Here is a 12,665-nt window from a genome sequence, read left to right as displayed (position 1 = left end):
CTCGCGCCGCACGTGCGATCTCGACGAGAGACGTCTTCAGCCGCGGAACGTCACGCCCCACTGGGCCTCGAACACGTCGCCGGGCGCGAGGGTGCGCAGGTCGACGCCGGAGGCGAAGGCGTTGGCCGGCGCCGTCATCGGCTCGATCGCGACCGCGAGCGGGTGCTCCGGGAAGCGGTCCGTCGTGAACACCTGCGCCCAGCCGAACGAGCGGTCCTGCCACAGCTCGACAGCGCGCCCGTCCGGCGCCGTCAGGGTGTGGCGGGCGAAGCCGGTGGCATCCCGATCCAGACCTCGATACGCGTTGTCGAGCGAGACGTCGCCGAGCCGGCGACCACCGCGGAGATCGGCGTCGCCGTCGACCGGCACCTCGTCGACGGGGATGTTGCGGTCGTCCATCACGAGAGTGGTGGTGCCCGTCGAACGGACGGTGAGATCGGCGGTCGGGACGCCCCCGATCTGAAGGTACGGATGGATGCCGAGGGCGAACGGCGCCGTCCGGGCACCGACGTTCTCGACGCGATGCGCGACGCGGAGTCCTTCCGGCTGCAGCTCGTACGTGACGCGGGTGCGCAGGTGGAAGGGGTACCCGGTCTGCGGGACGACGTCGGCGCCGAGGGTGATGTACTCCTCGGTCGCCTCGACGGGCGTGTAGGCGCCGAAGCGCAGCAGGCCGTGACTGGCGTTGCCGAACTTCGGCTCGCTGATCGCCAGCTGCTGGTCGGTGCCGTCGAAGGTGTACCGGCCGTCGCGGATGCGGTTCGGCCACGGCACGAGGACCACGCCGCAGGCGGCGGGGGTGGGCGCGTCGTCCGGGTAGGGCGGAACGAGCTCGACGCCGTCGACGACGAGCGAGCGCAGCGCGGCGCCGACCTGGGTGACCTCGACGGAGGAGCGGGGTCCGCGCAGTCGGAAGCGCTGGCCGGTGGGATCGGCGGTCATGAGGTGGCCTTCCGTGTACGGGGCGGACGCTGCAGCCAGGGGCGCAGCAGGCGGGTGACCCACGGCAGGACGGCGTAGGTCATGATCGGGGTGAGCAGCAGGGTCGTCGCCAGGACGCGCAGCACCAGCGGGACCTCGGCGAAGCCGGGCACGAATCCGAGCAGGAACGAGGCCAGCAGGTTCGTCGGGAAGAAGCCGACCCAGATCGTCACGGCCTGCTTCCACCGCGGCGGCGCGACCGGAACGGGCTGCTGGATCGGAGAGGTGGCGGCATCCGTCCGTTCGAGGACCGAGCCGAAGGCCGCGTCGAACCAGCCCTCGATGCCGGTGCGGCGTTCCACGCGTTCCTCGCGGGCGAACGGCCGGCCCGATTCGAGCCACCAGCTGCGCTGAGACGACGTCTCCCACCCCTCCAGGGTGGCGAGGTCGGAGAAGCGGTACAGCATGTACCAGAGGTCGCTGTCCTCGCCCGCGCGCACCCATCCCGAGCCGAGGAAGCCCGGGAAAGCGGTCGCGAGGTCGGTGCCGGCCTGCATCCAGGAGGTCGCTTCGGCGGTGCGCGTCGGGTCGATGCGCCGCTCGATCGCCACCGTGATGGGGTGGGCGTCGGTGTCTGCCATGCGTCTATCTTCCGTCAGGCCCCGCGCCTCGCGGTGGGGGTGCCGGGGTGGGGGTGGGGCGTGTCCCACTTCGTGCAGCTTCGGGGCGGGGAACCTGCACATAGGGGGACATGGATGCCATTCCCAGGCGCGGGCTGTAACGTTGTGCGGTCGGCTCTGGACACCGCGCGTGAGGCGCGGATGGGTTTGTGAGTCCAAGGGGCCGATGGACAGGACGCGATCGCGGCCTCGACCATCTCTAGTGAATGGCCCCCGGCCGACGGATGTCCGGGTTTCGCACCGCTGCGCGCGGTGCCGCTGTCTCGCGCGAAACAGAACCCAGAAGGACATCGTCATGCCCAAGAACAAGAAGCCGGCCGGCGGCCGCGCCGCCAAGAACTTCGAGCCGCGCTACGGCGCGAAGACCTCGTTCCAGGACCGCAAGCGTCGCCCCGACGCCGAGGCCTCCGACAAGCCCGGCAGCAAGAGCCCCCACCACCGCGGCTACCGCCCCGCCGCCGAGGCCACGCCCGAGAAGCGCCGTTGGAGCGCGTCGGACCGTGCCGGTCGCGACGAGGCCCGCAGCATCCGCACGTCGGCTCGCGACGACCGCTTCGGCCGTCCGGATCGGGATGCCGCGGCCGGACGCCGCGACGACCGCCCCGCCCGTTCCTACGACGACCGTCCGGCTCGGTCCTTCGACCGCAACGAGCGCCCCGCGCGTTCGTTCGACCGTCCCGCGCGGTCCTTCGATCGCGATGAGCGTCCCCGTCGCGACGCCGGTGAGCGTCCGGCTCGGTCGTTCGATCGCAACGACCGCCCGGCGCGTTCGTTCGACGAGCGTCCCGCTCGGTCGTTCGACGACCGTCCGGCTCGTTCGTTCGATCGCAACGACCGTCCCGCTCGTTCGTTCGACCGGAACGAGCGTCCCGCGCGCTCGTTCGACCGCGATGAGCGTCCCCGTCGTGACGCCGCCGACCGCCCGGCTCGCTCGTTCGACCGGACCGACCGTCCGGCCCGTTCGTTCGACCGGACCGACCGTCCGGCTCGCTCGTTCGACCGGACCGACCGTCCGGCCCGTTCGTTCGACCGCAACGAGCGTCCCGCGCGCTCGTTCGACCGCGATGAGCGTCCCCGTCGGGACGCCGCCGACCGCCCGGCTCGCTCCTTCGACCGGACCGACCGCCCGGCTCGCTCGTTCGACCGGAACGACCGTCCGACCCGTTCGTTCGACCGGACCGACCGTCCGGCCCGTTCGTTCGACCGCGACGAGCGTCCCCGCCGCGACGCGGGTGACCGTCCCGCGCGTTCGTTCGACGACCGCCCGCGCCGGAACGACGGCCCGAGCCGCAGCGATTGGGCCCACGCGCCCGGAGGCTCCGCCCGACGCGATAGCGGCGGGTGGAGTGGGCGTGGGGAGAACGCCTCCCCGAAGCGTTCCGCCGAGCACGAGCAGCGCGTCGACGTCGTTCACGAGCGCCTGCAGGCCGAGGCCGTCGACGCCGCGACCGTGACCGGTGCCGGCTTCGCCGAGCTGGGTCTGGGCGACAACATCGTCCGCGCGCTCGCGGGCCTCGGTGCCGCGAACCCCTTCCCGATCCAGGCGGCGACCGTCGCGCCGATCCTCGAGGGCCGCGACGTCCTCGCCCGCGGCCGCACCGGCTCGGGCAAGACGATCGCCTTCGGCGCCCCGCTCGTCGAGAGCATCCTCCGCGCCCAGGCCGGCCAGCGTCGCGAGTTCGGTCGTTCTCCCAAGGCGCTGATCCTCGCCCCGACGCGCGAGCTCGCCCTGCAGATCGACCGCACCGTCCAGGTCATCGCGCGCAGCGTCGGACTGTTCACCACGCAGATCTACGGCGGTGTGCCGCAGGCCCGCCAGGTGGGTGCGCTGAAGAAGGGCGTCGACATCATCATCGGCACCCCCGGCCGCATCGAGGACCTGCTCAACCAGGGCAAGCTCGACCTTTCGGAGGTGCAGGTCGCCGTCCTCGACGAGGCGGACCACATGTGCGAGCTCGGCTTCCTCGAGCCCGTGCAGCGCATCCTCCGCGCGACCGCCAAGGGCAGCCAGAAGCTGCTGTTCTCGGCCACACTCGACCGTGAGGTCGCGGCCCTCGTCGACGAGTTCCTCGTCGAGCCCGCCGTCTACGAGGTCGCCGGGGAGGACCAGGACTCGAGCACCATCGAGCACCGCGTCCTCGTCATCGAGCACCGCGACAAGGCGCAGATCCTCGACTCGCTCGTCGACCGCGAGGGCAAGACGCTCGTCTTCGCCCGCACGCGTGCCTACGCCGAGATGCTCGCCGAGCAGTTCGACGACGCCGGCATCGCCGCGGTCGCCCTGCACGGCGACCTCAACCAGCAGAAGCGCACGCGCAACCTCGAGAAGCTCACCTCGGGCCGCGTGAACGTGCTCGTGGCCACGGATGTCGCCGCCCGTGGCATCCACGTCGACGACATCGACCTCGTGATCCAGGCCGACGCTCCCGACGAGTACAAGACGTACCTGCACCGTTCCGGCCGTACCGGTCGTGCGGGGCGCAGCGGCACCGTGGTCACCCTGATCACCCGCCAGCGTCGTCGCCGCATGACCGAGCTGCTCGATCGTGCCGAGATCGCGGCGCCGTTCGAGGAGACTCAGCTCGGCGACGACGTGCTCGAGGAGCTCTCGGGCCGTCAGCTGAGCGACGTCACCGCGTAAGCACCCCTGTCGAGACCCCCGTCGCTGCTGCGGCGGGGGTCTCGTGCGTTCAGAAGAGGGTGGGCTCGCTCGCCGGCACGACGCGGGGGCGGATGGATGCCGCCACCCCGGTCGTCCGCACCGGACCCAGGCCGCGACGGTCGGGCGTGGGCTGTTCGCGCGACGCGAGTCCGGGCTGCGGGCGGCCGCGCGGGTGGTCGTCCTCGTCCCAGCCGTCGAGGCGGTGCATCCGCAGAAGCGGGCGCATCCGCTTGCCGAGCCACGTGCGGTACGCCTTCGGCGCCTGCGTCGAGACGCCGGGGTACAGGCCGCGGTACGACGACACGAGGTGCGGGTGCTCGCGCTCGAGCCACTGCAGGAACCATTGCTTGGCGCCGGGACGCAGGTGCAGCGCCCCGTAGACCACGCGCGCGGCGCCGGCGGCGCGGATGCGGGCGAGGGCGTCGTCGAGCGCCGGGATCGAGTCGGTCAGGTGCGGCAGGATCGGCATGAGGAACACCGTCACCGGGAACCCGGCCGCGGCGGCGGCGCGCACGGTCTCGAGCCGGGCGTCGGCGCTGGGGGTGCCGGGCTCGATCGAGTGCTGCAGGGCGTCGTCGAAGACCGCGATCGACATCGCGAGCGAGACGCGCACCTGCTGCGCCGCGTCCGTCAGGAGCGGCAGATCGCGACGCAGCAGCGTGCCCTTGGTCAGGATCGAGAACGGGGTGCCGTTGTCGGTGAGCGCGCCGATGATCTGCGGCATGAGCTTGTAGCGGCCTTCGGCGCGCTGGTACGGGTCGGTGTTCGTGCCGAGCATGACGGGCTCGCGCGCCCACGAACCCCGGCGGAGCTCTCCCCGCAGCACCTCGGCCACGTTCACCTTCACGACGATCTGCGAGTCGAAGTCCGCCCCGTAGTCGAGGTCGAGGTACTCGTGCGTCTTCCGAGCGAAGCAGTAGGAACATGCATGCGTGCAGCCCCGGTAGGGGTTCACCGTCCAGTCGAACGGCATCGCCGAGACGCCGGGCACCCGGTTGAGCGCGCTCTTGGCGAGGACCTCGTGGAACGTCATGCCCGCGAACTCGGGGGTCGTGACCGAGCGGACGAGGCCGTCCATGCGCTCCATGCCGGGGAGCGCGGATGTGTCGTCCACGCCCAGCTGCTGTCCTTGCCATCTCATCGCTCCAGGGGAACATAAATTCGATTGTGCCGCAACCGTGCGGGCCGCTTTTTCGAAGGGTGGCCGGAGTCGCCGCCGCCCAGGGTCACCGGGGACAATGGAGGGGATGACGTCGCCCGATCCGCAGACCTCCCCCCGCCGCGCCGCGCGCGCGGAGGCCGAGCGTCGCGCCACCGCGGCGATCTCCCTCCCGCCGACGGCGGCGGCATCCCTCCCGTCCTCCCGATCGGCGTCGACCGCGGCACCGCCGAGCCCTGTCGCCGGGCCGCCGACCGCGTCACCGCGGGACGCGACCGCCGTCACACGACGCCAGTTGCGGGCGGCATCCCCGTCCGTCGTTCCCCGCCGCCACCGGCTGACCGTCGTGGTCGCCGTCGTCGCCGTCGTCGCCGCCGGGGGGATCGCGATCTGCGCCGCCTCCGCGAACGGGGGAGGGGATGCCGTCGACCTCGCCCTCGACCAGGCCCCTGCCGCCGTGATGAACACGGTGCCGAGCGAGGGGCTCCCCGTGCCGTCGGTCCAGGCCGTCCCGGCGACCGCCTCGCCGTGCGACGACCCGGCGTTCACCGACGCGCTCTCCGCGGGCGACGACGGGGGCGCCATCGCCGCGGCCGGGGGCGGGGAGTCCTTCCGCCGTGCCGTCGCCACCGGGCTGGCCCCGTGCGTGTCGCTGAGCGACCCGACCCGCGAGTGGGCCGTCGTGAACAAGCAGCGCCCGTACGACCCCATCGACTGGCGGCCGGGCGACCTCGTGGCGCCCGCCGGGATGCGCGCCCTCGAAGACACCGCCATGCGCACCGCAGCGGCCGAGGCGCTGACGGCCCTGGCGAGCGCCGCGCGGGACGCCGGCGCGGGGGAGATTGCCTATCTGAGCGCGTTCCGGTCGTACACGACCCAGCAGTCCACGTACGCCGCCCGCGTGTCGGTGGGCGGTGTGGCGCAGGCCGACCTGGAAAGCGCACGCCCCGGGTTCAGCGAGCACCAGTCGGGTCTCGCGGTCGACATCGTGCCGTGCAGCGGCTCGTGCGGCACTCTCGACGACGTGGCCGGGTCGCCGCAGGGCGCGTGGGTGCGCGACCACGCCTGGGAGTACGGGTACATCACGCGCTACGTCGAGGGGCGCACCGACGTCACCGGCTACGAGCCCGAGGCGTGGCATCTGCGGTACATCGGCCCGGAGCTCGCCGCCGCGTACCACGACGGCGGCTACACGACGCTCGAGGAGTTCTTCGGGCTGCCGGCGGCGCCGAGCTACTGACAATCGACCTCACCCGTCGGGCGAAGCGGGATCATCCGCTCGGCGGACCGGCTTCACCCTCTCAGCCGACGCGCGCGCACGCGCCTGATTGAGAGCCTCGAATCATGACGCTCTCCACCTTCCTCAACCGCTCCCGCCCCGGTGCCGCCGTCGCCGGGCTCGCCGCCATCTTCCTCACCACCGCGGGGTGCGCCCTCGTCAACGATGTCGCCTACGGCATGAAGCAGACCACCCACGCCAACCCGGTCGAGCTCGCGCAGGAGAGGGGCACGACCCTCGACTGGATGCCGTCCGACGCACGCAGCATCTCCCGGGTGGCATCCACGCGGGAGGACGGCGTGGAGTCGATCCTGTTCACCAGCGCCACCGCTCCGACGGGCTGCACCGAGACGGAACGCGTGAGCGCGCCGACCATGTCCATCGACGATGCGCCGGACGTCTACGACGTCGACGAGGTGTTCGTCTGCGGCCGGTGGGCGGTCGCCGCCGGCCCCGGCGACGCGTACGTCGCCTGGACCCCCGCCGCAGAGGCCTCCTGACGCGCTTCCACCGGCCGGTCCCTGGTGAGCGTGTCCCACTTTGTGCAGGTCGGAGGGCTGCCGGCTGCACATAGTGGGACATCCCCCAGGCCCGGCTGCACATAGTGGGACATGCCGCCGCGAGCAACGCGGCTCACCCCAGGGCGTCGGACCGGCAGGAGGCATCAGCCGGTGCCGGCGCTGCAGGTCTGCTGCGCCGCGCTCGACCCGGTGATGGACGTCGGCAGGGCGACCTTGCCGGTGCGGGGATCGACCTCGCCGGCCTCGACGACGGGCTCCTCCGCGGACGGGTCGTCGGTCGGCACCGGCGCTTCGCTCGGGTCGGCGCCCGGCACCGGGTCGGGTACGACCTCGACCACGCCCGCATCGGCGCCGACCTCGCCGGTGACCTCGATCGGCTGGTTCGCGGCGAGGGCGTCCCACAGCACCTGCGCGGCGTCCTCGTCGGGCTCGACCCGGTTCGCGTTGAAGCTGGCGGGGACGCTCGGGTACTGCACGAAGACGATGTCCTCGAACGGCACGTCCCGGACGGCGAGCGCGATCTGCACGAGCGTCATCGGGTTGGTCAGCGTCTCGGTGGGCGTCACGCTCCGCAGGCCCGTCGAGGCCAGACGGTAGAGCTTGCCCGCGTCCGTGAGCACCTCCTCGCTCACGAGGGTGCGAGCCAGGCGCGACATGTACTGCTGCTGGTTGCTGACGCGGGCGAGGTCGCTGCCGCCCACCCCGTACCGGGTGCGCAGGAACTGCAGCGCCTCGACGCCCTTGATGGTGCGCGGACCCGCGGGCCAGTCGATGACGGTGTTCCGGTCGACCATCGGGTTGGCGAGGCAGACCTCGACGCCGCCGATGGCGGAGGTGACGTCGATGACGCCGCCGAAGGTCACCATGGCGCCGAAGGGGATCTGCTGTCCGCTCATGTCCGACACGGCGGTCATGACGCACGACAGACCGCCGATCGAGTACAGCTCGTTGATCTGCGTGAACCCGCCGTCCCAGCGGCCGCCGTCGGTGCGCGCACACCCGGGGGCGGTGAACATGAGGTCGCGCGGGAAGGAGACGACGGTCACCCGGCGCGGTTCCTCGGAGATGTGGAGGAGGATCGTCACGTCGTTCAGCTGCGTGTCCGAGTCGGCGCCGTCGCAGCGGTCGCCCAGCAGCTCCTTCAGATCGTCCTCGCACTCGTCGATGCCGACGACGAGGAGATTGACGCCGCCCTCGATCTCGCCGATGTCGGGCGGCACCGCGATCGGGTTCTCGACCGCGACCGCCTCCCGGGTGAAGCTCGCGGTGAGGTCGTAGGCCGCGTACGCGACGGTCGACAGGGTCGCCACCACGACGACCACCACCCCGACCGCGACGAGCTTCATCAGCTGTGAGAACGGGTGCGGCGAGCGCAGGCGCGCATGCTGAGCCAGGGTGCGACGTCGCCGTGCCATGGCGCCTCCTCGGGTTTCGTCGCAGTCTAGGGCGGCGTGGGCGTGTGCCGAGAACGACGGGCCGTGCGTCAACCGGCCAGGCCGGCCAGCGCCAGGATCACCACCGAGATCACCCAGAAGGCGAGGACGAACACGACGTCCCGCCGGCGGACGGCGACGAGGTGCCGCTCGGTGCGGTCCCGGTGCGCGCCGAAGGCGCGCGCGTCCATCGCGAGCGCCACGCGCTCGCCGTGCCGGATGGCGCCCGCCAGGAGCGGCACGACGTAGCCGGCGGCGCGCAGCGGGCCGCGGGTGCCGCGGACGCGATGGGCCTGACGGATGACCCGCAGCTCCACGGCGAACCGCGGGACGAACCGGATGGCGGCGAGAGCCGCGTAGCCGATGCGGTACGGCACGCGCAGCTGCTGCACGAGTGCGCGGACGAGGTCGGCGCCGGTCGTGGTGAGTCCGCCGATGAAGGCCAGCGTCATGATGGCGGCGAGGCGGAGGCCGGTCGCGAGGCCGATGAGGAGAGCTCCGTCGGTGAGGGTCCCGTCCCCGATCCGGACGAGGGGGGTGGTGGCATCCAGGCCGTCCGTGTCGACCCAGATCGCGAAGCCGAGGGAGACGACGACGACCGCGGCGGGCACGACGACGAAGAGCATGGTCAGGGTGCGGCGGGTGAGCCGTGCACCGCAGAGCAGGACGACGAGGGCCGCGCCGAGGAAGAGCGACGGCGCGACGAGGTCGCGGACGAAGACGAGCGCGAGCATCGCGGGGAGCGGCGCGGCGAGCTTCGCCAGCGGGTTCAGCGTCTGGAGGGGCCGCGGGCGGGGCGGGGCGGCGAGGTCGGCGGTCACGCGTCGCCTCCGGGGAGGTCCCGCAGGCGCACGGTGCCGCGCAGCTCCGGATGCCGGGACATCCCGGTGAAGGCGTCCCGCAGCGGCGGGGGGCGCAGTCCTGCACGCGCGAGCACGGCGTCGTCCGCGAACACCGCGGCGGTCGGACCGTCTGCCGCGATCCGCCCGTCCGCGACGACGATCATGCGGTCCGCGTGCTCGGCCACCAGCTGCATGTCATGGGTGACGACGACGATGGTCGTCCCCTCGGCGCGCAGATCGTCGAGCAGACCGAGCAGCTCGTCCGCGCGGGCGCGGTCCTGCCCGAAGGTCGGCTCGTCGAGGATCAGCACCTGGGCCCCGCCGACGAGCGCGGTCCCGACGGACAGCCGACGCTTCTGCCCGCCCGACAGCAGGAAGGGGTGCGCGTCCGCGCGATCGGCGAGCCCGAAGCGGTCGAGCAGGGCGGACGTGCGCGCGCGGACCTCAGTGTCGGGCAGGCGCCGCCGCCGCAGACCGTAGGCGATCTCGTCGAAGACCGTGGTCGTGACGAACTGGTGCTCGGGGTTCTGGAAGACGAAGCCGACCCGTTCCGCCCGCGCCCGTGCCGACAGGCGCCGGATGTCGTCGCCAGCGATGCGCACCGCGCCCCGCGGCGGGCGCAGCACCCCCGCGACGGCCTGCACGAGCGTCGTCTTTCCGGCGCCGTTCGCCCCCACGATCGCGACGAACTCGCCGCGCCGCACGTCCAGGTCGACCCCGTGCAGCACCGGTGTGCGCCCGCGCGAGAGGGTGAGGCCGCGCACGGTCAGGATCGGAGGGAGGGATGCCGCCCCCTCCGGCCGCGAGGACACCTCGATCGACCGCCCCGCGACGGGTGCACTGCGCTCGAGCTCCTCCCGCAGCTCAGCCGGTGTGAGCGGCATCCGCGCGAAGTCGTACCCCGCGCGCCGGAGCCGCAGCGCTGCGAGGGCCGCCGTCGGCAGCCACACCCCCGAGGTGTGCAGCTCCTCGGCGCGGTCGCGCAGCACCTCGTCGACGGTCCCGTCCGCGACGACGCGACCGCGCGCGTCGAGGGCGACCACTCGGCGGATCAGGGGGAGGGCGGCATCCAGGTTGTGTTCGATGAGGAGGATGGCGCGATCCCCGTCGTCCGCGATGTCGCGCAGGGCGGCGTAGACGTCGTCGACGCCCTGCGGGTCGAGATTGGCCGTCGGCTCGTCGAGGACGAGGAGCGGCGACCCCATCGCGAGGGCGCACGCGACGGCGAGGCGCTGACGGCCGCCGCCGGAGAGCACGTCCGGGGTGTCGTGACGGCGCTCCCACAGGCCGACGCGGCGCAGCGCGACCTCGGCGCGGGAGAGGACGACCTCGACCGGGAGGCGGAGGTTCTCCGGGCCGAAGGCGACCTCGTCGAGCAGCGAGCCGGTGACGAGCTGGGCGTCGGGGTCTTGGAAGACCATGGCCAGCGTGGCGGCGAGCTGGGCGACGGGGGTGGTGGTGGCATCCCTTCCGCCCGTCCGGACGATGCCCGCGACGGTCCCGGGGACGGCGTGGGGGAGCAGGCCGTTGAGCGCGAGGGCCAGCGTGGACTTGCCCGAGCCGCTGGGGCCGAGGAGCAGGACGGTCTCGCCCGGGTGGACGTCGAACGAGACGCCGGCGGGCGTCGGCCGCTCGGACTCGAAATGGGTGATCGCGACGTCGCGGAGGTGCAGCAGCGCTCCGGCGTCCGCGGCGGCGGGCGTCTCGGAGGGATGCGGGAGCGCGGGCACGGGGATCCTGTCGATCGGTGAGCTCCCAGGCTACTTAGGCTGCCCTCACATGGATGCCGGGACCCTCGACGTCGAAGGAGCGGTCCGGTCCCGCGATGTCCGAGCGGTGCCGCTCAGCGCGAGGACGACAGCCCGCGGGCGACGCCCGCCCGCCGCAGACCCGCCCCGACGGACAGGCCGACCGCTGTCCAGGCGACCGGTCCGACGACCCCGATCACGAGGTACGCGATGCGGGCCACGGGGGTGAGACTCGCGATGTCGGCGGCGAACCACACCGCGACGGCCACGACCAGACCGATGATCACGGCGGAGACGAAGAAGCGGGCCGGAGCCCAGGACCGGTACCGCGTGAGGGCGGCGACGGCCTCCTGGATGCCGCCGAAGAGCAGCGCCGTCCCGAGGAAGCGGAAGGTCCACTGCGGGGCCGTGGCGCTCGCGACGAGCGCGGCGAGGACGTGGGTGATCAGGGCGACCCACGGGCGACGGACGACCTGCTGAGCGACGATGCCGGGCAGCACGTGCGAGCCGAGCACCAGGCCGTACGCCCACGGGGCGCCGGCGAGGACGACGAGCGTCAGCCAGCCGGCCGCGCCGCCGAGGAGTCCGGTGCCCACCCCGATCGCGGCGCAGACCAGCAGGACGCGCGTGGAGAGACCGGATGCCGAGGACACCCGCCCAGCGTATCGGCGGGCTCCGACAGGCGGTGTGCGCGGGGGTCTCGGGTCGAGTCGAGGAGAAGGGGCGTGGCCGCTCAGCCGCATGTGCGGGTGTCGGGCATGGCTCGCTCGCGGGCGACGCGCTTATGCGCCCGAGGTCACGCCGTCATCGCGGTTCGTGATCTGGTATTCGATCGTCACCCAGCCGGGGCCTGCGTGGCTCGCGACCTGTCTGATCACCGTGTGGCCGATGTCGGCGGGCGTCGGTCCGCGACCTTCACCGATGAGGCTGGGAACAACGCGGAGGCGCAACACGTCCACCAGCCCTTCGCGGAACAGGGCATCGGTGAGCTGCAGGCTTCCCCACACGATGAGGTCGCCTTCCACCTCCGAGCGAAGTCGCGCGACCGTCTCCGCGGGGTCGCCCTTCTCGATGATGGCCGGGGTGAGGTCGCCCCACGGAGCGGCGTCGAGAGTGTTGCTGATGACGTGTTTGGGGAGCGAGTTGATCCGTTCGGCGACCGGCTCGTCGGCGGGGTCGACGGTCGGCCAGTAGCTGGAGAACATCTCGTAGGTGCGTCGGCCGAGGACGATGCCGCCGACCCGGCTCAACATCTTCAGCTGTTCGGGGTCCGTATCGTCGATCGGCTCGACGTCCATGAATTCCATGCCGCCGTCCGAGTCCTGCACGAACCCGTCCGCGGTGATGAGCTGCTCCACGATGACCCGGCTCATGGGTCGACCATACGCAGGCTGACAGCTCGTCTCCAGACCCCCGGCGC

The 12,665-nt window shown here is 72.5% G+C and carries 11 protein-coding genes; 3 read left to right on the top strand and 8 right to left on the bottom strand.

Annotated features, from left to right (window positions below):
- Positions 1-36 precede the first annotated feature (36 nt).
- Both ACO03V_RS02020 and ACO03V_RS02015 read right to left on the bottom strand, forming a co-directional pair.
- On the bottom strand, positions 37-942 hold the full coding sequence (locus tag ACO03V_RS02020; protein WP_367731695.1) for an aldose 1-epimerase family protein: 906 nt from the start codon (positions 940-942) through the stop codon (positions 37-39).
- Positions 939-1,562 (bottom strand): antibiotic biosynthesis monooxygenase, encoded by a 624-nt coding sequence (locus ACO03V_RS02015; protein ID WP_423136418.1) that lies wholly within the window; start codon positions 1,560-1,562, stop codon positions 939-941. The genes ACO03V_RS02020 and ACO03V_RS02015 overlap by 4 nt, the downstream gene beginning before the upstream one ends.
- 334 nt (positions 1,563-1,896) lie before the next feature.
- Here ACO03V_RS02015 and ACO03V_RS02010 point away from each other — a divergent pair, with 334 nt between their 5' ends.
- Positions 1,897-4,242, top strand: a complete 2,346-nt coding sequence (locus ACO03V_RS02010) for a DEAD/DEAH box helicase (RefSeq protein WP_423136417.1) — start codon at positions 1,897-1,899, stop codon at positions 4,240-4,242.
- 49 nt (positions 4,243-4,291) lie between these two features.
- Here ACO03V_RS02010 and ACO03V_RS02005 read toward each other — a convergent pair whose 3' ends face one another.
- Positions 4,292-5,404, bottom strand: coding sequence for an Rv2578c family radical SAM protein (locus tag ACO03V_RS02005; RefSeq protein ID WP_423136416.1), 1,113 nt, complete (start codon positions 5,402-5,404; stop codon positions 4,292-4,294).
- A 106-nt stretch (positions 5,405-5,510) separates the two neighbouring features.
- Between ACO03V_RS02005 and ACO03V_RS02000 the strand changes: the two genes are divergently transcribed.
- Positions 5,511-6,662: a M15 family metallopeptidase gene (locus tag ACO03V_RS02000; RefSeq protein WP_423136415.1), complete on the top strand. Its 1,152-nt coding sequence runs from the start codon at positions 5,511-5,513 to the stop codon at positions 6,660-6,662.
- Positions 6,663-6,766: 104 nt separating this feature from the next.
- On the top strand, positions 6,767-7,201 hold the full coding sequence (locus tag ACO03V_RS01995) for a hypothetical protein (RefSeq protein WP_423136414.1): 435 nt from the start codon (positions 6,767-6,769) through the stop codon (positions 7,199-7,201).
- Positions 7,202-7,365: 164 nt separating this feature from the next.
- Here ACO03V_RS01995 and ACO03V_RS01990 read toward each other — a convergent pair whose 3' ends face one another.
- The 5 genes from ACO03V_RS01990 to ACO03V_RS01970 all read right to left on the bottom strand — a co-directional run bounded on the left by ACO03V_RS01990 (position 7,366) and on the right by ACO03V_RS01970 (position 12,603).
- Positions 7,366-8,637, bottom strand: a complete 1,272-nt coding sequence (locus ACO03V_RS01990; protein ID WP_423136413.1) for an LCP family protein — start codon at positions 8,635-8,637, stop codon at positions 7,366-7,368.
- Positions 8,638-8,705: 68 nt separating this feature from the next.
- Positions 8,706-9,476, bottom strand: a complete 771-nt coding sequence (locus ACO03V_RS01985) for an energy-coupling factor transporter transmembrane component T family protein (protein ID WP_423136412.1) — start codon at positions 9,474-9,476, stop codon at positions 8,706-8,708.
- Positions 9,473-11,227 (bottom strand): ABC transporter ATP-binding protein, encoded by a 1,755-nt coding sequence (locus ACO03V_RS01980; protein ID WP_423136411.1) that lies wholly within the window; start codon positions 11,225-11,227, stop codon positions 9,473-9,475. Before ACO03V_RS01980 ends, ACO03V_RS01985 begins: the two co-directional genes overlap by 4 nt.
- A gap of 113 nt (positions 11,228-11,340) precedes the next feature.
- Positions 11,341-11,898 carry an ECF transporter S component gene (locus ACO03V_RS01975; RefSeq protein ID WP_367731742.1) on the bottom strand — a complete coding sequence of 186 codons (558 nt, stop codon included), beginning with the start codon at positions 11,896-11,898 and terminating at the stop codon, positions 11,341-11,343.
- Between the two features lie 129 nt (positions 11,899-12,027).
- Positions 12,028-12,603 carry a dihydrofolate reductase family protein gene (locus ACO03V_RS01970; RefSeq protein ID WP_423136410.1) on the bottom strand — a complete coding sequence of 192 codons (576 nt, stop codon included), beginning with the start codon at positions 12,601-12,603 and terminating at the stop codon, positions 12,028-12,030.
- Positions 12,604-12,665 lie beyond the last annotated feature (62 nt).

This window comes from Microbacterium sp. HMH0099 (assembly GCF_049384025.1).
Taxonomy (GTDB): Bacteria; Actinomycetota; Actinomycetes; order Actinomycetales; family Microbacteriaceae; genus Microbacterium.
Note: the sequence above shows the minus strand (reverse complement) of the source record. Positions and strands in the feature narration are given on the sequence as shown.